Source organism: Rhabdonatronobacter sediminivivens (assembly GCF_013415485.1).
Lineage (GTDB): Bacteria > Pseudomonadota > Alphaproteobacteria > Rhodobacterales > Rhodobacteraceae > Rhabdonatronobacter > Rhabdonatronobacter sediminivivens.
The window spans coordinates 53,719-74,189 of record NZ_JACBXS010000002.1; the positions used below are offsets into that span (position 1 = coordinate 53,719).

The following is a 20,471-nucleotide window of genomic DNA, read 5'->3' on the forward strand; positions in this document are numbered from 1 at the left end:
GTTTCTCCGGTTCCGTCAGAGCGCCTCGGCGCCCGAAATGATCTCGATGAGTTCCTTGGTGATCGCAGCCTGGCGCGAGCGGTTGTATTCGATGGTCAGCCGGTCGATCATGTCGCCCGCGTTGCGGGTGGCGTTGTCCATCGCGCTCATCCGTGCGCCCTGTTCCGATGCCGCGTTCTCCAGCAGCGCCGCAAAGACCTGCGTGGCCACGGACCGTGGCAGCAGCTCCTCCAGGATCGCTTCCTCGGACGGCTCGTAGTCATAGAGCGTGCTGGCCTCGGCATCCTCGGGCACCGGGGCGGGGATGATCTGCTGCGGCGTCGGCACCTGGCTGATCACCGACTGGAAGCGGTTGTAGAAGATCGTCGCCACGTCGAATTCACCGGCGGCAAAGCGCTTGAGGATATCCTCGGCGATGTCGCGGGCGTTGACATAGCCCACGCGCTTGACCTCGGACAGGTCCACATGGCCGATCAGATGATCGCCCAGATCGCGGCGCAGCTGTTCGCGGCCCTTCTTGCCAACGGTCAGGATCTTGACCGTCTTGCCCTCGGCCTTCAGCTTCTCGGCGCGGTAGCGCGCGATCTTGACGATGGACGAGTTGAAGCCGCCGCAGAGCCCCCGCTCGGCGGTCATCACCACCAGCAGATGCGTCTGTTCGCTGCCCGTGCCCGAGAGCAGGCGCGGGGCCGTGTCCGACCCTTGCACCGAGGCGGCAAGGCCGTTGACCACGGCCTCCATGCGTTCCGCATAGGGCCGGGCGTTTTCGGCGGCTTCCTGGGCGCGGCGGAGCTTGGCCGCCGCGACCATCTGCATGGCCTTGGTGATCTTCCGGGTCGATTTGACCGAGTTGATCCGGTTCTTGAGGTCCTTGAGGCTTGGCATGTTGCGTTCCCCTCACGCCCTCAGGCGAAATCTTTTGCGTAAGCGTCCAGCGCGGCCTTGATCTTCTCTTCCAGCTCGCCCTTCACCTTGCGATCGTTGTTGGTGATGTCATCCAGCAGATCGCGGTGTTTGGTGCGCAGGTGGTTGAGCAGCCCGGTTTCGAACCGGCCCACGTCCTTGACCGCGATCTTGTCCAGGAAACCCTGGGTGCCGGCGTAGATCACGCAGACGATCTCGGCGTTGGTCAGGGGCGAATACTGGGCCTGCTTCATCAGTTCGGTCAGGCGCGCGCCCCGGTTCAGCAGCCGCTGGGTCGATGCATCGAGGTCCGAGCCGAACTGCGCAAAGGCCGCCATTTCACGGTACTGCGCCAGTTCCAGCTTCACCGGCCCGGCAACCGATTTCATCGCGTCCGTCTGCGCCGAGGAGCCCACGCGCGACACCGACAGACCGGTGTTCACGGCCGGGCGGATACCCTGATAGAAGAGTTCCGTTTCCAGGAATATCTGCCCGTCGGTGATCGAAATCACGTTGGTCGGGATAAAGGCCGACACGTCGCCGCCCTGGGTTTCGATGATCGGCAGCGCGGTCAGCGACCCTGCGCCGTGATCCTCGTTCAGTTTGGCCGAGCGTTCCAGCAGGCGCGAGTGGAGGTAGAACACGTCGCCGGGGTAAGCTTCACGGCCCGGCGGGCGGCGCAGCAGCAGCGACATCTGGCGGTAGGCAACGGCCTGCTTGGAGAGGTCATCATAGATGATCAGCGCGTGGCGGCCGTTGTCGCGGAAATATTCGGCCATGGCGGTGGCGGCATAGGGCGCCAGGAACTGCATCGGCGCGGGGTCCGACGCGGTGGCAGCCACGACGATGGTATAGTCGATCGCGCCCGATTCCTCGAGCTTCTTGACCAGCTGCGCCACGGTGGACCGCTTCTGGCCGATGGCGACATAGATGCAATAGAGCTTCTTGCTCTCGTCATCGCCAGCCGCTTCGTTATAGCTCTTCTGGTTCAGGATGGTGTCCAGCGCCACGGCAGTCTTGCCGGTCTGGCGGTCACCGATGATCAGCTCGCGCTGGCCGCGGCCGATCGGGATCATGGCGTCCACGGATTTCAGGCCGGTTGCCATGGGTTCATGGACCGACTTGCGCGGGATGATGCCGGGCGCCTTGACGTCGGCGACACGGCGCTCGGCGGCCTTGATCTCGCCCTTGCCGTCGATGGGGTTGCCGAGGCCATCCACAACGCGGCCCAGCAGGGCGTCACCGGCGGGCACGTCCACGATGGACTTGGTGCGCTTGACGGTGTCGCCTTCCTTGATCGAACGGTCATCGCCGAAGATCACGATACCAACGTTGTCGGCTTCCAGGTTCAGCGCCATCCCGCGGATACCGCCGGGGAACTCCACCATTTCACCGGCCTGGACATTGTCCAGCCCGTGGACACGGGCAATCCCGTCCCCGACAGAGAGCACGCGCCCCACTTCGGCGACTTCGACCTCGGTGCCGAAGTTCTTGATCTGCTCCTTGAGGATCGCAGAGATCTCAGCTGCTTGGATACCCATTTATCCGACCTCTTTCATTGCATTCTGGAGGGCCGCGAGCTTCGAGCGGATCGAGGTATCGATCATCCGGGAGCCCACTTTGACAACAAGGCCGCCGATGAGCGCATCATCGACAGCCAGCTTGAGTTTGACGTCCTTGCCGATGCGGTCCTTCAACGTGCGGACCAGATCGGCCTCCTGCGCGGCGCTGAGCGCGCGGGCAGAGGTGACTTCGGCGGTGACTTCGCCCTTTTCCTCGGCGATCAGGGCGCGCAGCCCGGACAGCATCTGCGGCAGCACGAACAGCCGCCGCTTCGAGGCCATCAGCCCCAGCGCACCGGCCACCGTCTGCGACAGGCCCAGCTTGGCGGCCAGCGCGGCCACGGCGCGGGTCTGGTCGGCGCGTGAATACACGGGTGAAGCAATGAGGGACCGGAAATCGGCGCTTTCGTCCAGCGCGCTGTCGAGGGTATCGACATCCTTTTCGAGCGCGGCAAGGGCGGAGTCTTCTTTCGCCAGTTCAAAGATGGCGGTCGCATAACGCATGGCTATGCCGGAGGAGATCGAAGCTGGTTCGGACACGTCCACCCTTTCGATTCTGGTTGATCACCAACCCTCGCGCTGGGTCCGGTGACGGGGATGCACTTGTTGACGCGGCATTGCAAATCGGCGCGGGTTTAGCAGAGGCCTTCGGTCCTAGCAACAGCGAAGGTCACTGCGGCGTGAAAGCTTTCGCTGCCTTTGTGCCTTTGATCTGCGCCGGGATCGCTGCGGTGCAGCATATTCCTGCGGCAAATTGTCCTTTCATGCTTTGTCTGTCAGCCGCCGACCGGCGCCCGGGGGCGATGATTCTGCGCAAACCCGCCGCATTGCGCCATCACGGCGCAGGGCAGGGCGCACGCCGCCGGGCTGGGTCACGCCATCAAGCACCCGCAGCGGCCTGTTCACGGCATCGCGCAGCCCTGGCCGCGTGGGGGCGGGCCGTTCCAGCCGGGCCTGCACCATCAGCACGCCCCCGGCATGATAGCGCGACAGCCTGCGCCCGGCGCGTTCCAGCGGCATGGCCACGCGCAGCCAGAAGGGCGTGTCACGCGGCGGAAAGAACAGCGCGGCCTGATGGTCTTCGGGCACGAAGCCATGGGCACGCAGTTGCGCTTCGATCTGTGACAGCGAATAGGGGCGGCCCAGGGCAAAGGGCGTGCCTTCGCGCCGTGCCCACAGGCCCGAGCGGTTGGGCAGCACAAACAGCGCCTGTCCCCGCGGGGACAGCACCCGCGCGCATTCCTCCAGCACCGCTGCCGGGCGGTGGGTGCTTTCCAGCCCGTGCATGACCAGCAGAAGGTCCACGCTGTCCGTGGCCAGCGGCCAGCGGGTTTCCTCGACCAGGACGGAATGGTTGTCGAGCTCGGGCGGCCAATGCATCACGCCCTGCGGTCCGGGCATCAGGGCGACAACCCGGCGGGCCTGGTCCAGAAAGGGGCGCAGCATCGGCGCGGCAAAGCCGTATCCGGCCACCGTCTGCCCCTTCGGTTCCGGCCAGAGCGCGACAATCCGGTCGCGCACCGCCTTCTGCGCCGTGCGTCCCAGCGTGGTGGTATAGTAGAAATCACGCAGGTCGGTGACATCAAGGTGCATTGAACCCTCGGCGCATGTGTCGCATCCTTTGTCAGGTTAGAGACATTCGGAGAAATAAACCATGGCCTTGACGTTGCGCGCCGTGCCGTGCCTTTCGGACAACTATGCCTATCTGGTGCATGACACCGACAGCGGCGAAACCGCCGTGATCGACGTGCCCGAAACCGGGCCGATTCTGGAGGTGCTGAAGGCCGAGGGCTGGACCCTGGGCCATATCCTGATCACGCATCATCATGATGATCATATTGGCGGCGTGGCAGAGCTTCGCGCAAGTACCGGCGCGCGGGTTGTCGGTGCGGCCGCCGATGCGCACCGCCTGCCGCCGCTGGATGCCGCAGTCTCGGCGGGTGACAGCCATGCCATGGGGCCGGTGCGGGCAGAGGTGATGGATGTTTCCGGCCATGCCGACAATCACATCGCCTGGCATTTTCCGGACGCGAAACTCTGCTTCACCGGGGACAGCCTGATGGCGCTGGGGTGTGGGCGGCTGTTCGAAGGCACGCCTGAACAGATGTGGGCCAGCCTGCAGCGGATCAATGCCCTGCCGGGCGAGACGCTGATCTGTTCCGGCCATGACTACACCGCCGCCAACGCCCGTTTCGCGCTGAGCATCGAGCCCGACAACACCGCCCTGCAGGAGCGGATCGCGGGTTTTGATGCTGACCGCGCCGCCGGAAAGCCGATGGCCGTTGTGCCGCTGGACACCGAACGCGCCACCAACCCGTTCCTGCGCGCCGCCGCGCCGCATATCAAGGCCTCGCTGGGCATGGCCGGGGCGCCCGATGCGGTGGTCTTTGCCGAAATCCGCCGCCGCAAGGATGCATTCTGACCGTCTCCTCACCGGGCTGGCATTAACCCGACAGTCGTATATACCGTGATATGTCAGATCACCGCATTCGAAAGGGTCATGCATGGAACTCGTGATTGCGCTTGCCGGTCTGCTGGTGATCGTGGTCCTGCTGGGACTGAAGATTGTCCCGCAGTCGGAAAACTTTGTCGTCACCCGGCTGGGGGCCTATCACCGAACCCTGGACGCGGGGGTGAATGTGATCGTGCCCTTTCTGGACCGGGTGCATTCCAAGGTTCCGGTCAACGATCAGGTCCTCAACGACATCTCGCTTGAGGTCGTGTCGGCCGATAACGTGGTCTACGGTTGCCAGCTTCTGGTGGTCTATCGCATCGAAAACCCCGAAGCGGCGGTGTTCCGGGTCAACAACATCGACAATCTGGTGATCGGGCTGGTGCAATCGCTGGTGCGGTCCGAACTGGGCAAGGTCGAACTGGATCAGGTGCAGTCTGACCGCGGCTCGCTCAACGTGGCACTGCTGGAGGCGCTGGAGGATGCGGGCAAGACCTACGGCATCAGCATCTCACGCTCCGAGATCACGGATGTGAAGCTCAATGAAACCACGCAGAAGGCCATGGCCGAGGTGTTGGCCGCCGAGCGTGAACGACGCGCCGCCATCACCCGCGCCGAAGGGGTGCGCCGCGCCACCGAGCTGAACGCCGATGCCGAACTCTATGAAGCGCAGCGCCGCGCCGATGCCATCCGCGCCATCGCCGAGGCCAATGCCGAAGCCAACCGCGTGATCACCGCGTCGCTGGAAGGGGACCACGCGCGCGAAGCGCTGGTCTTCCAGACCGCGCGGATGCAGGTCGATGCGCTGGAAGGGCTGGCAAAATCCGACAATGCCAAACTGATCATGCTGCCGGGCGGGCCGTCCAACGCCTTCCGCGAGGCGGCGGCGATCCTCAAGGAGCTGTAACACCATGAGCTTCCTTGACCTTCCGGGCTGGATGATCTGGGGCATCATTGCCGTGGTGTTTCTGGTGCTGGAAATGGTGACCACGGTCTATGTGGCACTGGGGTTTGCCGTGGGCGCGGCCATCGCCGGGCTGGTGGCGTTCATGGCGCCGGACCTGGCGGTGGGCTGGCAGGCGCTGATCTGGGCCGGGCTGGGGCTGGCGGTCTGGCTGGCCCTGTCACGCTGGAGCGCGGGGCGCCGCAAATCCCGCCCCGATATCAACGATTTCGATTCGCGCGATTCACTTCCCGCATCCGACCGCCGCCGCCGCAGCTTGCCCGGCAAGGATGACGCGCCTTAGCGCCGCGGCGGGGCCAGATCGCGCGCAGCGCTTCAATCCACGGGTCAGGGGGCGGGAAACGGGGCCAGCGGCGCCCTTCACGGTCCAGATCGGCGCGGGTCCGCGTCAGTCAGGGCTGTGGTAGAGCCATTCATAGATCGGCGTCAGGGTTTCCTGTTCGAAGAGCGACGACACCGAGGTTCCATGCCAGGTGTTCAGGATCGCCTGCGCGAACAGCGGCGCCGTCGGCACCACGCGGATATTCTCGGCCTCGTTCACTTCGGGGCGGGGCGTTATGGAATCGGTGATCACCAGCGATTTCATCACCGAACTTGTGATCCGCTCCACCGCCGGGCCGGACAGCACGCCATGGGTGATATAGCTGTGCACTTCGGTCGCACCGGCGTCCTTCAGCACCTCGGCGGCCTTGCACAGGGTTCCGGCGGTGTCGCAGATGTCATCGACGATGATGCAGACCTTGCCCTGCACATCACCGATGACGGTCATCTCGGCCACCTCGCCCGGCTTTTCGCGCCGCTTGTCCACGATGGCCAGGGCGCAGCCCACGCGCTTGGCCAGTTCCCGCGCCCGCGCCACGCCGCCGACATCGGGCGAGATGATGACCACATCCTGCAACCGGCCCTTGAAATGGTGCATCACATCCATGGCAAAGATCGGCGCCGCATAAAGGTTGTCCACCGGGATGTCGAAAAACCCTTGGATCTGTGCGGCATGCAGGTCCAGCGTCAGGATGCGTTCGATCCCGGCCTGGGTGATCATGTTGGCCACCAGCTTGGCCGAGATCGGCGTGCGCGCCTTGGTCCGCCGGTCCTGGCGGGCATAGCCGAAATAGGGAATGACCGCCGTGATCCGCGCCGCCGAGGACCGCTTGAGCGCATCAGCGATGATCAGAAGCTCCATCAGATGGTCATTGGCGGGGTTCGAGGTGGACTGCAGGATGAACATGTCCTCGCCGCGGACATTCTCGAACACCTCGACAAAGACCTCCTGATCGCTGAACCGCTCCACCCGCGCATCCACCAGATCCACCGCCATGCCGCGGTGCATGGACATGCGACGGGCAATGGCGCGGGACAGGCCGGGGTTGGCGTTTCCGGCAATCAGTTTGGGCTCTGCGGTGGTTGGCATGGGGTCCTCGGTCTGGCTGGAGCAGGGGGTCAGGGGCTGAAAGCGGGAACGCCGGGGAATCGACACGTTGACACCGCTTACCACCCTGACCAATGCTTGCAAAGAAGCTGCGCAGACCGGAGGGACCATGCCACATATCGATTACTACCTGACGCCCCTGTCCCCATGGGTGCATATGGCCGGTGACCGCCCCGCGCGCATCGCCGCTGCTGCGGGGGCCAGCCTGCGTTATCTGCCGGTGGACCCGGGCGCGCTGTTCCAGCGCACCGGCGGGCTGCCGCTGGCGCAGCGTCATGAAAGCCGCCAGGCCTACAGGATGCAGGAGCTGCGGCGCTGGTCGCAGGCGCATGGGCTGCCCATGGTGTTGAAACCGCGCCATTTTCCCACGAACCCCGCGCCGGCATCTTACGCGCTGATTGCCGCGCAGGACTCGGGCGGGGGCGATCTGGCCGCGCTGCTGACGGGCCTGACCCGCGCCTGCTGGGAAGAGGAGCGCGACATCGCCGAGGATGCGGTGATCCGCGCGTGTCTGTCAGCCGCCGGGTTCGATCCGGGGCTGGTCAATTCCGGCATGTTGACCGGGGCCGAGACCTACGCCCGCAACCTGGAGGCCGCCATGGCCGCGGGCGTTTTCGGCTTCCCCTTCTTCGTGGTCGATGACGGCGAATGCTTCTGGGGCCAGGACCGGCTGGACCAACTGGCCGCGCATCTGGGGGTTGATGCCTAGGCCAGGGTGCCGTCGCGCGTGATCCGGGTGCGGCCCTGCAGATAGGGGTGCAGGGCCTGGGGCAGGATCACCTCGCCCTCGGCCGTCTGGCCGTTTTCCAGCACGGCGATCAGCGCGCGCCCCACGGCCAGCCCGGATCCGTTGAGCGTATGGACAAAGGCGGGCTTGCCGCCTTCGGCGCGGTAGCGCGCGTTCATGCGCCGGGCCTGGAAATCCCCGCAGACCGAGACGCTGGAGATCTCGCGATACTTGCCCTGGCCGGGCAGCCAGACCTCGATATCGTGGGTTTTCTGCGCGCCGAAGCCCATGTCGCCGGTGCACAGGACGACGGTGCGATAGGGCAGGCCCAGCCGCTCCAGCACGGTTTCGGCGCAGCGGGTCATGCGATCGTGTTCGGCCAGGCTGTCCTCGGGGCGGGTGATGCTGACCATTTCGACCTTTTCGAACTGGTGCTGGCGCAGCATGCCGGCGGTGTCCTTGCCCGCGCTGCCGGCCTCGGAGCGGAAGCATTGGGTGTGCGCAGTGTAGCGGCGGGGCAGGGTGGCCTCGTCCACGATCTCACCGGCGACAAGGTTCGTCAGCGTCACCTCGGATGTGGGCACCAGCCACCAGCCGTTGGTGGTCTGGTAGCTGTCCTCGCCGAACTTGGGCAGCTGGCCGGTGCCCAGCATGGCCTCATCGCGCACCAGAACCGGGGTCCAGACCTCGGTCAGCCCGTGTTCGGTGGTGTGCAGGTCCACCATGAACTGCGCCAGCGCGCGCTGCAGCCGCGCCACCGCACCCGAGAGCACCACAAAGCGCGACCCCGACAGCTTGGCCGCCATGGCGAAATCCATGCCCGGGGCGACGGCGGGGATCTCGAAATGCTCCTTCGCGGTGAAATCGAGGCTGGGCGGCGTGCCCCAGCGGCGCAGCTCCACATTGTCGGCCTCGTCGGCGCCTTCGGGGACATCATCATGCGGCAGGTTGGGGATGGCCAGCAGGGCGTCGCGCAGGCGGCTATCCTCGGTGCGGGCTTCGTCCTCCAGCCGGGCCATGTCGGCCTTTTTCCGGGCGACCAGGGCGCGCAGGCGTTCGAATTCGGCCTCATCGCCGCGGGCCTTGGCGGCGCCGACCTGCTTCGAGGCTGCGTTCTGCTCGGCCTTCGCGGTCTCGGCCTCGGTGATGCGGGCGCGGCGGGCGGCGTCGATGGACAGCAGATCTTCGGCCATGGGGGGCAGCCCGCGCCGGGCGAGGGCGGCGTCGAATGCGGCGGGGTTGTCGCGGATGGCGCGGATATCGTGCATGGGCGTCCCTCTGGATCTGGTGCCTGAATCACCTTTGCGCCCCTTATGCCGCAACTGCGGCGGCTGCGGTAGGGTGCGGATTGGCGGAATGGCGCCGCGCGGTGCCGCATCCGGGCTGGCAGGGCGGGCAGGGGCGTGGCATTCCCACTGCAGGAGAACGGGGGACGGTATGGATCAGGATCTGAGCGCGACGAAGAAAGCCACCCGCGCGGGCGCCATGCACGCAAGGGCGCAGGCCTTTGCCGCCCCGGACCGGTCCGCACGGGTCACGGCGGCCAACGCGGCGCTGCAGGGGTATCTGCACCAGCATTTCGGCGGCGATCTGAGCGCCGTGGTGCTGTCAGGCTACATGCCCATGCGGACCGAGATCGACCCCCTGCCGACCATGCGCGCCCACCCGGGGCCGGTCTGCGTGCCGGTGATCGAAGCCAGGGCGCAGCCGCTGAAGTTCCGCGCATGGCACCCCGAGGTCAGGATGATCCCCGGTCCGTTCGGCGCCGATATCCCGGCCGAGGGCGCCTGGCTGGTGCCGCAGGTGCTGATTGTTCCGCTGCTGGCCTTTGACAGCGCGGGGTTCCGGCTGGGCTATGGGGGCGGGTTCTATGACCGCACATTGCAAGCCCTGCGCGCGCCCGGGTCCGTGCTGGCCCTGGGTCTTGCCTTTGGCGCGCAACAGGTGGAGGCCGTCCCGCGTGAGGCCACGGATGAACGGCTGGACGCAATCATCACCGAAAACGGGGTGATCCGCCCCGCCGGATAACGGTGCGGCCCCGCCGTGATCCGCAGGCCGTCCGTTACTGCATCACCTCGGCACGCGCGGTGCCCGGAGGCATCAGCCTGTCGCGCAACCGGCCAAGGGCGCGTTCTTCGAGTTGGCGGACCCGCTCCTTTGAAATGCCCAGGTCCACGCCCAGTTCGTTCAGGGTGCAGGGCTCATCGGTCAGGTGGCGCTGGCGCAGGATCTGCTGTTCACGCTCGGGCAGGGCTTTCATCGCCACGCGCAGCTTTTCGCGCCAGCGGTCCAGCTGGATGCGCGAAAGGACCGCATCCTCGACCGGGGCGGCGTCATCCTCGATCGTATCCATCCATTCGCGGCCTTCGTCACCATCGCTCTGGGGCGTATTCAGCGACAGATCCGGCCCGGACATGCGGCCCATCATCAGTTCCACCTGATCGGCGGGGACGTCCAGTTCGCGCGCGACCGAGGCGCTGATGGATTCGCGCCGGGTGGGGTCATCCTCGGCCCGCGCCTGAAGGCGGCGCAGGTGGAAGAACAGCTTCTTCTGCGCGGCATTGGTGCCGGTGCGCACCACCGACCAGTTGCGCATGACGTATTCCTGCATGGAGGCGCGGATCCACCAGGTTGCATAGGTCGAAAACCGCGCGCCATTGTCGGGGTCGTATTTCTCGGCCGCGCGCATCAGGCCCAGGTTGCCCTGCTGGATCAGATCCTCCAGCGGCATCCCATAGCGCCGGAACCGCCCCGCGATGGAGACCGCAAGCCGCATATAGGCCTCGATCAGCTTGTGCAGGGCGGCCTCGTCACGATGGTCACGCCAGGCAAGCGCCAGTTCATGCTCGGTTTCTGCGTCCAGCATCTTCTGCGCCATCGAATTGCGGATGAACTGGCTGGTATGCCGATCATGCTGGGTCATGGGCGCCTCTTGGTAGCGAGTCGAAACAAATTGGTATCGCATCGCTACTATCTGCCCGGCCACTTGTCAAGCAAAGGGGCACGGATTACCTGCCCTGCATGAACGCAACCGGTGAAGATCACAGCCCTGACCGCCCCTGCACGGTGTCTGCCGGTGCGGCGGATTGCGCGGATATGATCGTGCATCTGGCGCGGCTGGCGCAGGGCGGGCCGGGCACGGCAGAATTGAGCGCCGCGCAATGGACGGCGCTGCGCTATTTTTCGCGGGCCAACCGGTTTTCGCGCACGCCGTCGGCGTTTTCGCAATATCACGCCACTACCCGCGGCACCGCGTCACAGACGGTCAAATCGCTGGTGTCCCTGGGGCTTTTGCAGCGCCAGTCCAATGAGAATGACGGCCGCAGCGCACTGATCGAGTTGACGCAGGCCGGTTGGGACACCCTGCGCCGTGACCCGCTGGCCGATCTGCAGCAGGTGCTGGAGGCGCTGCCCCCCGCCACCCGCAACGCCCTGGCCGCGGCTTTGGGCGATGCCACCGGCGCGCTGGCGCAGCGGCGCATGGCCCCGACCTTTGGCCGGTGCGAGGATTGCACCCATTGCGCCCCGTCGCCCGAAGGGGCGTTCTGTCACTGCACCCAGGCCACGCTCATGGCCGAGGAGATGGAGGCGCTTTGCGTGGATTTCACGCCGATCCGCCCCCGCCCGCAGGACGCGGTGCGCTGAGCGGTCAGCCCGCGCGATAGGGCTCCACGTATTGCAGCGCCATATCCCAGGGAAAGAAGATCCAGGTGTCCTGGCTGACCTCGGTGATGAAGGTCTCCACCATGTCGCGGCCCATGGGCTTGGCATAGACCGTGGCAAAATGTGCCTTCGGATAAAGCTGGCGGACCAGTTCCAGGGTCTTGCCGGTATCCACCAGGTCGTCGATGATCAGCACGCCAGCACCGTCTGCGCCCATGACATCGGCTTGCGGGGCCTTCAGCACCACGGCATCGGCCCTTGTCTGGTGGTCGTAGGATTTGACGCTGATGGTATCGACCACGCGGATATCCAGCTCACGCGAGATGATCATGGCCGGGGCCAGCCCGCCGCGCGTGACCGCCACAATCGCGCGCCAGGCGCCATTGTCCGGCCCGTGCCCGTCCAACCGCCAGGCCAGTGCCCGGCTGTCGCGGTGGATCTGGTCCCAGCTGATGTGAAAGCCCTTTTCATGGGGCAGGCGGTCGGTCATGGCAGCACCTCGGACGTGGCGGAAGTGGGGGGTGTGTCGGCGGGCATGGGGGCCAGCAGCCGCAGACCCAGCGCGCCCAGTACCAGCGCGCTCAGCTGGTCCAGCCTGCGGCGCGCGCCCATATAGGCCGCCCGCGCCGCAGGGCGAGACAGCGCCCAGGCGATCAGCCCGTAGCCCAGAACTTCAAGCAGCAGATGATTGCCCACGATCAGCGCAATCTGCGCAGGCGCCATCCCGGCGGGAAATATCACCACAAGGACCGCGGCGGCAAAGAGCACCGATTTCGGATTGGCCAGGTTCACAAGCATCCCCATGCCAAAGGCCCGCAAGGCGACCTGCCCGGTGGCCCGTTCCGGGGTGCCGGGAAGGGCGCCCCCGGCGTTGCGCCAGATATGCCAGGCCAGCCAGATCAGATAGGTCGCACCGGCCAGTTTCATCGCGCCATAGGCCCAGGGCACAAGCAAAAAGACCGCCTGCAGGCCCAGAAAGGCCGCCAGCGTCCAGCCGGCCGCCACCAGACCCAGGCCGCAGCCGGTGACGAAACCCAGCCACAGCCCACCGCGCAGAGTGTTGCGCAGGGCATAGAGCATGGCTGGCCCGGGGCTGAGGAACGCCGCCAGAAGCGTCACGTTGAACGCAAGGAGATGCGCCAGTGTCATGGCTCAGTGATCCTTGCGCCCGGTCACGGCGTCGATATCGGGGGCGTCCACGGCCTTCATGCCCACCACGTGATAGCCGGCATCCACATGCAGGTTCTCACCCGTGGTGCCCGTGCCCAGATCGGACAGCAGATAGAGCGCGGCCTTGCCGACCTCCTCCTGCGTCACGTTGCGGCGCAGGGGCGAGTTCAGCTCATTCCACTTCATGATGTAGCGGAAATCGCCGATGCCGCTGGCGGCCAGGGTCTTGATCGGCCCGGCGCTGATGGCGTTGACGCGGATGCCGTCCTTGCCCAGATCCTCGGCCAGATACATGACCGAGGCTTCCAGCGCGGCCTTGGCGACACCCATCACGTTGTAATGCGGCATCACCCGTTCGGCGCCGTAGTAGGTCATGGTTAGCAGGCTGCCGCCTTGGGGCATCATGGCGGCGGCGCGCTGGCAGACAGCGGTGAAGGAATAGACCGAGATATCCATGGACATGCGGAAATTCTCGGCCGAGGTGTCCACGTAGCGGCCGCGCAGTTCGGACTTGTCGGAAAAGCCGATGGCGTGGACCACGAAATCGATGCTCCCCCACAGATCGCGCAGGCCATCGAAAAGCGCATCCATGGACTCGGCGCTCGACACATCGCATTCGAACAGATGCGGCGTGCCCAGCGATTCCGCCAGCGGCAGGACGCGTTTCTTCAGCGCCTCGCCCTGGTAGGAGAACGCCAGTTCCGCGCCTTGGTTGCCCAGCACGCGGGCAATCCCCCAGGCGATGGACTTGTCATTGGCGACCCCCATGATCAGGCCACGCTTGCCGCTCATCAATTTCTCTGACATTTCCTTGCCCCTGCGCCGTGCTAGCTTTCACGCCGGTTTAGGCGAAAGCCCCGGGCGCATCAAGCCGCCAACGGGGCAGCAGGAGAGGATGACCATGAGCGACAGGACCGGCATTTTCGAAGGCGACGACCCCTTTGCCATCGCCCGGCGCTGGCTGGCCGAGGCCGAGGCGACCGAGCCCAACGACCCCAACGCCATCGCCCTGTCCACGGTGGATGCGGGCGGCCTGCCCAATGTGCGCATGGTGTTGCTGAAGGAAATCGCCGAAGCCAGCTTCGTGTTCTTCACCAATTACGAAAGCGCCAAGGCGGGCGAGCTGGACGCGGCGGGCAAGGCGGCCTTTGTGCTGCACTGGAAATCCCTGCGCCGTCAGATCCGGGTGCGCGGCACCGTGGCGCGCGAGGACGGGCCTGAGGCCGATGCCTATTATGCCTCGCGCTCGCTCAAGTCGCGGCTGGGGGCCTGGGCCTCGCGCCAGTCGCAGCCGCTGGACTCGCGCGGGGCGCTGATGGCCGAGGTCGCCCGCCAGACCGCGCGCCACGGCACCAACCCGCCCCGCCCGCCGTTCTGGGGCGGCTACCGGATCACGCCGCTGGAGATCGAGTTCTGGGCCGATGGTGCCTTTCGCCTGCATGACCGTTTCCGCTGGACGCGGCAGGATCCCGCACAGCCCTGGAGGATAGCCCGTTTGTCCCCTTGACCGGCGCTGTTCTGGCGCCATGCTGCTCCGGCCCGTCAGATGGGTGTTCGGAACTTGCAATTCGCTTTGCAATTTGCAACGAACCATTTGGCAAAATGTCCCAAAGCGGAACCGAAGGAGCAGCGAGTCCTCTATGCCGGGTAACGATGAACTCCGCCCTGTGGAGGGCCGTGTAAAATGGTTTGACAGGTCAAAGGGCTTCGGCTTCATCGTTGATGATGATGGCGGGCAGGATATTCTTCTGCACGTCAATACCTTGCGCAGCTTCGGGCAAAGCTCGGTCTGTGACGGCACATCCATACGAGTGCTTGCTCAACAGACGCAGCGCGGCTGGCAGGCGGTCGAGGTTTTGGAACTGGCCCTGCCGTCGCTTGAGGACATGACCGAAGCCGATGGCTCACCGCTCCCGCCCGGACTGGAAGATATCCCGGGCGAACCTGCGCGGGTGAAATGGTTCGACAAGGCCAAGGGATTTGGCTTCTGCAATGTTTTTGGCGAAAGTGCCGATGTCTTCATCCATATGGAAGTTCTGCGCCGTTCAGGCTATTCCGACCTGCAACCGGGCGAGGCCATCGTGGTCAAGGTTGTCGATGGGGAGCGCGGACGCATGGCGGCGCTGGTGCTGCCATGGGAACAGGGCCTGCAGGATGAAGACCATGACCGGACATCCGATCGCTGAAAGTCGGGCGCGGGCGCTTGTGGCGGCAGGTGTCCTGCTGCTCTTGGCCCTCCTGCCACGCCAGGCTGCGGCCGAATGCGCCGAGAACAGGGTGGATCTGCGCGGTGACTGGGGCAGCGCGCGGTTCAATGTGGAAATTGCCGACACCGATGCCACGCGCGCGCAGGGCCTGATGCACCGCGAATCGATGCCGCGCTGGTCTGGGATGCTGTTCATCTTTGACGGACCGGGGCGGCGCAGCTTCTGGATGGCCAATACGCTGATCGAACTGGACATGCTGTTCATCACCCCTGAGGGCATTGTCGCACATGTTCATGACCGCGCCATTCCCCATGACCGCACCCCCGTAAGCGGCGGTGACGGCATCCAGTATGTGCTGGAGATCAACGGCGGGCTGGCCGCGCAACTGGGCATTTCGACCGGGAGTGAAATGCGTCACCCGCGTCTGGATCAGGGCGTGGCAAGCTGGCCCTGCGAGTGACGACAACTGGCACATTTCGGGCTTTCCTTGCCTGTCGCTACGGGCTAAAGAGCGCGCAGTCGGGGCGTGGCGCAGCCTGGTAGCGCGACGGTTTTGGGTACCGTAGGTCGTAGGTTCGAATCCTGCCGCCCCGACCATTTTCAGCCCTTCATGATCCTTGCATCCGTGCGAAGCGCCCCCGAGCCGCGCCCACCCACCCACCCTGCGCGCCTGCGGCGGGCGCTGCCATGCGCCTGGGCGCATGGCGTGGGGGCAGGGGGGGCGGCCGAAAGGAAAAGGGGGCGCCGAAGCGCCCCCCTGGTTCGTGTATCGGTGCCTGTGCTACCTGGGCTCGCTCATCAACCCTTTGACAAGGGCGTAGCAGGCGATCAGAAGCACGATGGCAAAGGGCAACCCGGTTGATACCGCCGCCGCTTGCAGCGCGATCAAGCCGCCCCCCAGCAGCAGTGCCGCCGCCAGAAGACCCTCGAAGATCACCCAGAACACGCGCTGGCTGACCGGGGCGTTGATCTTGCCGCCGGCGGTGATGGTGTCGATCACCAGCGAGCCCGAATCCGACGAGGTGACGAAGAACACGATCACCAGGATGATGGCGATGATCGAGGAGACCGTTGCCATGGGCAGTTCCGACAGCATGCCGAAGAGCGACAGCTCGGGCACGTAATCGGCGACGACATAGCCATAGACCGCGCTTTCGGCAACGCGATCAATCACCTGCTGGATGGCGGTGCCGCCAAAGCTGGTCATCCAGATAGCCGAGACGATGGTGGGGATCAGCAGCACGCAGATGATGAATTCGCGCACCGTGCGCCCGCGGCTGACCCGCGCGATGAACATGCCGACAAAGGGCGACCAGCTGATCCACCAGGCCCAGTAGAAGGCCGTCCAGCCCTGGCGGTAGCCGTCATCATCGCGGCCCACCGGGTTCGACAGGGCCAGGATCTCGGAGAAATACGCCCCCAGGTTGCCGAAGAACTGCGACACCAGCGCCACCGTCGGACCAACCAGGATGACGAAGATCATCAGAAGGATCGCCAGCACCATGTTGAGTTCCGACAGCCGCTTCACGCCGCCATCGAGGCCCCGCAGGACCGAACCAAGCGCAAGAATGGTGATGACGCCGATCAGCAAGACGGCATAGGTCACGTTCTCGCCCGCGCCTTCGAGGCCGAAGACAAAGCCGATCCCCGCCGAGGCCTGCTGCGCCCCGAAGCCCAGCGATGTTGCCAGCCCGAAGAGCGTGGCAAACACTGCCAGAATGTCGATGACATGGCCCGGCCAGCCCCAGATACGCTCGCCAAAGATCGGGTAGAAGATCGACCGCACCGTCAGCGGCAGCCCCTTGTTATAGGCGAAGAGCGCCAGCGACAGGGCCACCACGGCATAGATCGCCCAGGGGTGCAGGCCCCAGTGATAGATCGTCGCCGCCATGGCGGTCAGGCGTGCGGCTTCCAGCGTTGCCGGATCGGCCAGTTCGCCATCCACCACGCCGATATCGCGCATCAGCGGCTGGTCACCCCAGGGGGTGGCAAAGTAATAGACCGGCTCCAGCACGCCAAAGAACATCAGGCCAATGCCCATGCCGGCGGCAAACAGCATGGCGAACCATCCGGCATAGCCGTAATCAGGCGTGGCATCCGCGCCGCCGATGCGGACCTTGCCCAGCGGCGAGATCAGAATCCCGAGGCAGACCAGCACGAAGATGTTGCCGGCCATCAGGAAGAACCAGTCGAAATTCGAGGTCAGGAAGCCGCGCATGGCGGTGAAAAGCGGTTCTGCCTGCGCCTGAAAGGCCAGGGTGAGGATGACAAATGCCACCGTGACCAGGCCGGAAATGGCGAAAACCGGATTGTGGATATCCAGCCCGAACGGGCCGATCGAGGGCGTGATATTGTCCTGACCGATCTCATAGTCGGTTTCAATGATGTCCGAAGCCCCTTCGGGCGCCGGGATGGACTCCTGCTCCTGTTCGTCACTCATGGGTATCCCCCGTTTGTGTTGTCGTCATGCGGCCTCAGCGGACCAGAAAGACCGAAACATCGCTATGGGCGGAAATCGTCGCCCCATGTCCGGCCCAGAGGTAATCCGTCACCCCCGGAACATGCGAGGCCATCACCACAAGATCGGCCTGCAACTCCTTGATTGCATTAATCAAGGTCTTGTCGGTGTCAATGGCCGGATCATGGCTGGCATAGGCGCGGGAGTGTGCGGTGATCCCGTGTTCCGCAGCCTGGTCCCGGGCAAAGGCGTCAAGCTTTTCGCCAAATTCCTGCGGCGTGCGGGCGATTGGTGTCGGGGTCTCGGCGGTGACGGACACAAAGACCACGCTGGCGCCATAGTGTTTTGCCAGATCGGCCGCGGTATTCAGGGCCTTGGGCAGCCGTTCCACATGGCCCAGATCCACAGGCACAAGAAGTTTCTGGTACACTGGCTCCCTCCTTTCTGCTTGCTTGTTTGGCATTGCGCAAAAACCAGGCGCCTCCGAAGCGCCTGCCGCACAAAAACCCTATCACGCAATCGTAGGGGTCAGAAACCTCCCGCGACTGTGAAAGTTCAAAAAACGACGTTCCGAGGTCGCAACGGGACGCCGTTTTCCAGCGCCCGGGGCACGCATGCACCAGGCACCCGCGGTCGGCGCTTTCGGGGCGGGGTGTTGCAAACCCCGGCCGCAACCCATGTGCATGAGGTTCGGGGGGCCGCCTGCTAGAGCATGTTGCGCAAAAGTGGGAACCGGTTTTGCGCGCAAAACATGCGACCACAATAAGTTAGAGCGTGTCGCGTGAATGCGAATGAACGCGACACGCTCTAGACCGGGTTTGGCAGGTCCCGCCCTTCGGCAAGCGCCACGGCATTGGCCACCGCCATCATCCCCATATCGATCCGCACTTCCAGTGCCGAGGTGCCCAGATGCGGCAACAGGACCACGTTCTCCATGTCCATCAGCGCCTGCGGGACCTTGGGTTCGAACTCATAGACATCCAGGCCCGCGCCGGCGATCCGGCCTTCCTGCAGCGCGGCGATCAGGGCGGCCTCGTCGATGATATCGCCGCGGGCGATATTGACCAGATGCGCATGGGGCTGCATGGCCGAAAGCGCTTTTGCATCAATCAGATGGCGGGTTTCGGCGCCACCGGGGACGGCGATCACCACCATGTCGGCGGCCTGCATCACCGCGGCGATGCTGTCCAGTTGCCGGGCGGCCATCCCCTCGACCGACTTGGCCGAGCGGTTGTGAAACACCACCTCCATGCCCAGCCCGTGATGGGCGCGCCGTGCAATCGCCTGGCCGATCCGCCCCATGCCGATCACGCCCAGCACCTTGCCGCTCAGATGAAGCCCCAGCATCTGCGTGGGGTGCCATCCCTCCCATTTGCCTGCGCGCACCATCCGCTCGCCTTCGCCCGCGCGGCGCGCGGTCATCAGCATCAGCATCAGCCCGATATCGGCGGTGGCCTCGGTCACGGCGCCGGGGGTGTTGGAGACGGCCACGCCCGCAGCCCGGGCCGCCGCCACATCGATATGGTTGTAGCCCACACCAAAATTGGCCAGCAGCTTGCAGCGCGGCTTGGGTACCTCGGAAAAGACCTCGGCCGAGAACTGATCGCCCAGGGTCGGCAGCACCACGTCATAGAGCGTCAGCGCGGCGCGCATCTCGCCCAGTTTCAGCGGCGTGGTCTGGTCACGCATGGTGACGGTGAAATGCTTGCGGGCTTCGGCCACAACCTTGTCGGGCAGGGGGCGGGTGATGAAGAGTTCCATTGCAGCGTTCCTTTCAGTGCATCCGCTGGCCATTGGGCACATCCTGGTCCGGGGTCAGCAGCACAACCCGGCCTTCGGCATCCGAAACCCCCAGCACCAGCACCTCGGACCGGACGGGTCCGATCTGGCGGGGGGGGAAGTTGACTACGGCCATGACCTGCCGCCCGATCAGCGCATCGGGGGTGTAAAGTTCGGTGATCTGGGCCGAGGATTTCTTCTCGCCGATCTCGGGGCCGAAATCGATCCACAGGCGGAGGGCGGGTTTGCGCGCCTCGGGGAAGGGTTCGGCGCGGGTAATCGTTCCGGCGCGGATATCGACCTTCAGGAAATCATCGAAACTGAGGGTCATTGCCCCAACTCGCGCGAGCGGTTGGCGGCGGCGGCCACGGCGAGGCGCAGCAGGGCGGGGAAGCCCTCGCGCTCATCCATAAGCACCTCCAGCGCGGCGGCGGTGGTGCCGTTGGGGCTGGTGACATTGATGCGCAACTGGGCGGGCGAGTCATCGGCGTTCTCGGCCAGGGCACCCGCCCCGGCGACGGTCGCGCGGGCCAGTTGCAGGGCCAGTTCGGGGGCCAGCCCTTCGGCCTCGCCCGCCGCGGCCAGGGTTTCGATCAGGTGGAACACATAGGCCGGCCCTGAGCCCGAGACCGCCGTGACCGCATCCATCTGCGATTCATCCTCCAGCCGCACCACCTGGCCCACGGCGGACAGCAGCGCTTCGGCTAGCGCCAGCCCGTCGGCCCCGGCCGGGTCATTGGCCACGATGGCGGTGATGCCGCGGCCCACGGCGGCGGGCGTGTTGGGCATGGCGCGCACGATCGGGGTCTGCGCGCCCAGTGCCGCAGCGAAGGCGGAAATCGGTGTTCCGGCGGCCACCGACAGGAACAGCGTGGCGCCATTGCCGAAGCTTTGCAGGGCGGGCAGGGCGTCGCCCATCATCTGCGGTTTGACCGCCACCACCACCACCGCCGGATCTGTTGGCAATTCGGCGTTCAGATGCACGCCCTGCGCGCGCAGCCAGTCCGAGGGCTTGGGGTCGATGATCCAGACCGCGCCCGGCTCCACGCCCCGCGCCAGCCACCCCGCCAGCATGGCCGAGCCCATCTTGCCGCAGCCCAGCAAGACCAGTCCCTTGCGGTTGATCCGTTCCATCGCGCCCTCGCTCCCATCGTTGC

General features: G+C 65.4%; 24 protein-coding genes and 1 tRNA gene. 10 read left to right on the plus strand and 15 right to left on the minus strand.

Annotation, left to right across the window (positions count from 1 at the left end; genetic code table 11):
• Positions 1-15: 15 nt before the first annotated feature.
• The 4 genes from HUK65_RS01210 to HUK65_RS01225 form a co-directional block, all read right to left on the minus strand.
• Complete coding sequence (locus tag HUK65_RS01210; RefSeq protein ID WP_179904300.1) at positions 16-885, minus strand: F0F1 ATP synthase subunit gamma; 870 nt, start codon at positions 883-885, stop codon at positions 16-18.
• 20 nt (positions 886-905) lie between these two features.
• Entirely contained in the window at positions 906-2,444 is a 1,539-nt protein-coding gene (gene atpA / locus HUK65_RS01215) for a F0F1 ATP synthase subunit alpha (protein ID WP_179904301.1), read from the minus strand.
• Positions 2,445-3,005, minus strand: coding sequence for a F0F1 ATP synthase subunit delta (locus HUK65_RS01220; protein ID WP_179904404.1), 561 nt, complete (start codon positions 3,003-3,005; stop codon positions 2,445-2,447).
• Between the two features lie 222 nt (positions 3,006-3,227).
• A complete protein-coding gene (locus HUK65_RS01225; RefSeq protein WP_179904302.1) occupies positions 3,228-4,058 on the minus strand; it encodes a class I SAM-dependent methyltransferase in 831 nt (276 codons plus the stop codon).
• Between the two features lie 61 nt (positions 4,059-4,119).
• Between HUK65_RS01225 and gloB the strand changes: the two genes are divergently transcribed.
• The 3 genes from gloB (at position 4,120) to HUK65_RS01240 (ending at position 6,164) form a co-directional block, all read left to right on the plus strand.
• Positions 4,120-4,887 (plus strand): hydroxyacylglutathione hydrolase, encoded by a 768-nt coding sequence (gene gloB, locus HUK65_RS01230; RefSeq protein ID WP_179904303.1) that lies wholly within the window; start codon positions 4,120-4,122, stop codon positions 4,885-4,887.
• Positions 4,888-4,969: 82 nt separating this feature from the next.
• Entirely contained in the window at positions 4,970-5,824 is an 855-nt protein-coding gene (locus tag HUK65_RS01235; RefSeq protein WP_179904304.1) for an SPFH domain-containing protein, read from the plus strand.
• 4 nt (positions 5,825-5,828) lie between these two features.
• A complete protein-coding gene (locus HUK65_RS01240) occupies positions 5,829-6,164 on the plus strand; it encodes an NfeD family protein (protein ID WP_179904305.1) in 336 nt (111 codons plus the stop codon).
• A gap of 105 nt (positions 6,165-6,269) precedes the next feature.
• Here the strand turns inward: HUK65_RS01240 and HUK65_RS01245 are convergent, their stop codons facing one another.
• Positions 6,270-7,292 (minus strand): ribose-phosphate pyrophosphokinase, encoded by a 1,023-nt coding sequence (locus HUK65_RS01245; protein WP_179904306.1) that lies wholly within the window; start codon positions 7,290-7,292, stop codon positions 6,270-6,272.
• Between the two features lie 127 nt (positions 7,293-7,419).
• On the opposite strand from HUK65_RS01245, the gene HUK65_RS01250 reads away from it, so the two are divergent.
• Complete coding sequence (locus HUK65_RS01250; protein WP_179904307.1) at positions 7,420-8,019, plus strand: 2-hydroxychromene-2-carboxylate isomerase; 600 nt, start codon at positions 7,420-7,422, stop codon at positions 8,017-8,019.
• On the opposite strand, the gene serS is transcribed toward HUK65_RS01250, so the two are convergent.
• Entirely contained in the window at positions 8,016-9,305 is a 1,290-nt protein-coding gene (gene serS, locus HUK65_RS01255) for a serine--tRNA ligase (RefSeq protein WP_179904308.1), read from the minus strand. The two genes, HUK65_RS01250 and serS, sit on opposite strands and share 4 nt — an antisense overlap.
• 169 nt (positions 9,306-9,474) lie before the next feature.
• Here serS and HUK65_RS01260 point away from each other — a divergent pair, with 169 nt between their 5' ends.
• Entirely contained in the window at positions 9,475-10,065 is a 591-nt protein-coding gene (locus HUK65_RS01260) for a 5-formyltetrahydrofolate cyclo-ligase (RefSeq protein WP_179904309.1), read from the plus strand.
• A 34-nt stretch (positions 10,066-10,099) separates the two neighbouring features.
• On the opposite strand, the gene HUK65_RS01265 is transcribed toward HUK65_RS01260, so the two are convergent.
• On the minus strand, positions 10,100-10,960 hold the full coding sequence (locus tag HUK65_RS01265) for an RNA polymerase factor sigma-32 (protein ID WP_179904310.1): 861 nt from the start codon (positions 10,958-10,960) through the stop codon (positions 10,100-10,102).
• A 98-nt stretch (positions 10,961-11,058) separates the two neighbouring features.
• Between HUK65_RS01265 and HUK65_RS01270 the strand changes: the two genes are divergently transcribed.
• Positions 11,059-11,682, plus strand: coding sequence for a MarR family winged helix-turn-helix transcriptional regulator (locus HUK65_RS01270; protein ID WP_179904311.1), 624 nt, complete (start codon positions 11,059-11,061; stop codon positions 11,680-11,682).
• Between the two features lie 4 nt (positions 11,683-11,686).
• Here HUK65_RS01270 and gpt read toward each other — a convergent pair whose 3' ends face one another.
• From gpt to fabI, 3 genes are read right to left on the minus strand one after another with little or no spacing between them, the layout of a single operon-like run.
• Positions 11,687-12,190 carry a xanthine phosphoribosyltransferase gene (gpt, locus tag HUK65_RS01275; RefSeq protein ID WP_179904312.1) on the minus strand — a complete coding sequence of 168 codons (504 nt, stop codon included), beginning with the start codon at positions 12,188-12,190 and terminating at the stop codon, positions 11,687-11,689.
• Positions 12,187-12,849, minus strand: coding sequence for a LysE family translocator (locus HUK65_RS01280; RefSeq protein WP_179904313.1), 663 nt, complete (start codon positions 12,847-12,849; stop codon positions 12,187-12,189). Before HUK65_RS01280 ends, gpt begins: the two co-directional genes overlap by 4 nt.
• A gap of 3 nt (positions 12,850-12,852) precedes the next feature.
• A complete protein-coding gene (gene fabI, locus HUK65_RS01285; RefSeq protein WP_179904314.1) occupies positions 12,853-13,677 on the minus strand; it encodes an enoyl-ACP reductase FabI in 825 nt (274 codons plus the stop codon).
• A gap of 94 nt (positions 13,678-13,771) precedes the next feature.
• Between fabI and pdxH the strand changes: the two genes are divergently transcribed.
• The 4 genes from pdxH to HUK65_RS01305 all read left to right on the plus strand — a co-directional run bounded on the left by pdxH (position 13,772) and on the right by HUK65_RS01305 (position 15,674).
• Positions 13,772-14,377 (plus strand): pyridoxamine 5'-phosphate oxidase, encoded by a 606-nt coding sequence (pdxH, locus tag HUK65_RS01290; protein ID WP_179904315.1) that lies wholly within the window; start codon positions 13,772-13,774, stop codon positions 14,375-14,377.
• 133 nt (positions 14,378-14,510) lie between these two features.
• Positions 14,511-15,056: a cold-shock protein gene (locus tag HUK65_RS01295; RefSeq protein WP_179904316.1), complete on the plus strand. Its 546-nt coding sequence runs from the start codon at positions 14,511-14,513 to the stop codon at positions 15,054-15,056.
• Positions 15,034-15,537: a DUF192 domain-containing protein gene (locus tag HUK65_RS01300; protein WP_179904317.1), complete on the plus strand. Its 504-nt coding sequence runs from the start codon at positions 15,034-15,036 to the stop codon at positions 15,535-15,537. Before HUK65_RS01295 ends, HUK65_RS01300 begins: the two co-directional genes overlap by 23 nt.
• A gap of 60 nt (positions 15,538-15,597) precedes the next feature.
• Positions 15,598-15,674 (plus strand) — tRNA-Pro (locus HUK65_RS01305).
• 184 nt (positions 15,675-15,858) lie between these two features.
• On the opposite strand, the gene HUK65_RS01310 is transcribed toward HUK65_RS01305, so the two are convergent.
• From HUK65_RS01310 to proC, 5 genes are all read right to left on the minus strand, one after another.
• On the minus strand, positions 15,859-17,517 hold the full coding sequence (locus HUK65_RS01310; RefSeq protein ID WP_179904318.1) for a BCCT family transporter: 1,659 nt from the start codon (positions 17,515-17,517) through the stop codon (positions 15,859-15,861).
• A gap of 34 nt (positions 17,518-17,551) precedes the next feature.
• The gene (locus HUK65_RS01315) at positions 17,552-17,965 is read right to left on the minus strand and encodes a universal stress protein (protein WP_179904319.1); all 414 of its coding nucleotides are present in this window, start codon (positions 17,963-17,965) and stop codon (positions 17,552-17,554) included.
• A 377-nt stretch (positions 17,966-18,342) separates the two neighbouring features.
• The gene (locus HUK65_RS01320) at positions 18,343-19,296 is read right to left on the minus strand and encodes a 2-hydroxyacid dehydrogenase (protein ID WP_179904320.1); all 954 of its coding nucleotides are present in this window, start codon (positions 19,294-19,296) and stop codon (positions 18,343-18,345) included.
• A gap of 13 nt (positions 19,297-19,309) precedes the next feature.
• Positions 19,310-19,645, minus strand: a complete 336-nt coding sequence (locus tag HUK65_RS01325) for a tRNA-binding protein (RefSeq protein ID WP_179904321.1) — start codon at positions 19,643-19,645, stop codon at positions 19,310-19,312.
• The gene (gene proC, locus HUK65_RS01330) at positions 19,642-20,448 is read right to left on the minus strand and encodes a pyrroline-5-carboxylate reductase (protein ID WP_179904322.1); all 807 of its coding nucleotides are present in this window, start codon (positions 20,446-20,448) and stop codon (positions 19,642-19,644) included. Before proC ends, HUK65_RS01325 begins: the two co-directional genes overlap by 4 nt.
• Between the last annotated feature and the right edge of the window lie 23 nt (positions 20,449-20,471).

Coding starts and splice junctions, on each gene's coding strand:
- HUK65_RS01265 (WP_179904310.1), bottom strand. CDS start 10,960: ATGACCCAGCATGATCGGCATACCAGCCAGTTCATCCGCAATTCGATG.
- gpt (WP_179904312.1), bottom strand. CDS start 12,190: ATGACCGACCGCCTGCCCCATGAAAAGGGCTTTCACATCAGCTGGGAC.
- pdxH (WP_179904315.1), top strand. CDS start 13,772: ATGAGCGACAGGACCGGCATTTTCGAAGGCGACGACCCCTTTGCCATC.
- HUK65_RS01270 (WP_179904311.1), top strand. CDS start 11,059: ATGAACGCAACCGGTGAAGATCACAGCCCTGACCGCCCCTGCACGGTG.
- HUK65_RS01245 (WP_179904306.1), bottom strand. CDS start 7,292: ATGCCAACCACCGCAGAGCCCAAACTGATTGCCGGAAACGCCAACCCC.
- HUK65_RS01225 (WP_179904302.1), bottom strand. CDS start 4,058: ATGCACCTTGATGTCACCGACCTGCGTGATTTCTACTATACCACCACG.
- HUK65_RS01250 (WP_179904307.1), top strand. CDS start 7,420: ATGCCACATATCGATTACTACCTGACGCCCCTGTCCCCATGGGTGCAT.
- serS (WP_179904308.1), bottom strand. CDS start 9,305: ATGCACGATATCCGCGCCATCCGCGACAACCCCGCCGCATTCGACGCC.
- proC (WP_179904322.1), bottom strand. CDS start 20,448: ATGGAACGGATCAACCGCAAGGGACTGGTCTTGCTGGGCTGCGGCAAG.
- HUK65_RS01210 (WP_179904300.1), bottom strand. CDS start 885: ATGCCAAGCCTCAAGGACCTCAAGAACCGGATCAACTCGGTCAAATCG.
- HUK65_RS01235 (WP_179904304.1), top strand. CDS start 4,970: ATGGAACTCGTGATTGCGCTTGCCGGTCTGCTGGTGATCGTGGTCCTG.
- gloB (WP_179904303.1), top strand. CDS start 4,120: ATGGCCTTGACGTTGCGCGCCGTGCCGTGCCTTTCGGACAACTATGCC.
- HUK65_RS01325 (WP_179904321.1), bottom strand. CDS start 19,645: ATGACCCTCAGTTTCGATGATTTCCTGAAGGTCGATATCCGCGCCGGA.
- atpA (WP_179904301.1), bottom strand. CDS start 2,444: ATGGGTATCCAAGCAGCTGAGATCTCTGCGATCCTCAAGGAGCAGATC.
- HUK65_RS01320 (WP_179904320.1), bottom strand. CDS start 19,296: ATGGAACTCTTCATCACCCGCCCCCTGCCCGACAAGGTTGTGGCCGAA.
- HUK65_RS01260 (WP_179904309.1), top strand. CDS start 9,475: ATGGATCAGGATCTGAGCGCGACGAAGAAAGCCACCCGCGCGGGCGCC.
- HUK65_RS01300 (WP_179904317.1), top strand. CDS start 15,034: ATGACCGGACATCCGATCGCTGAAAGTCGGGCGCGGGCGCTTGTGGCG.
- HUK65_RS01310 (WP_179904318.1), bottom strand. CDS start 17,517: ATGAGTGACGAACAGGAGCAGGAGTCCATCCCGGCGCCCGAAGGGGCT.
- HUK65_RS01280 (WP_179904313.1), bottom strand. CDS start 12,849: ATGACACTGGCGCATCTCCTTGCGTTCAACGTGACGCTTCTGGCGGCG.
- HUK65_RS01295 (WP_179904316.1), top strand. CDS start 14,511: ATGCCGGGTAACGATGAACTCCGCCCTGTGGAGGGCCGTGTAAAATGG.
- fabI (WP_179904314.1), bottom strand. CDS start 13,677: ATGTCAGAGAAATTGATGAGCGGCAAGCGTGGCCTGATCATGGGGGTC.
- HUK65_RS01240 (WP_179904305.1), top strand. CDS start 5,829: ATGAGCTTCCTTGACCTTCCGGGCTGGATGATCTGGGGCATCATTGCC.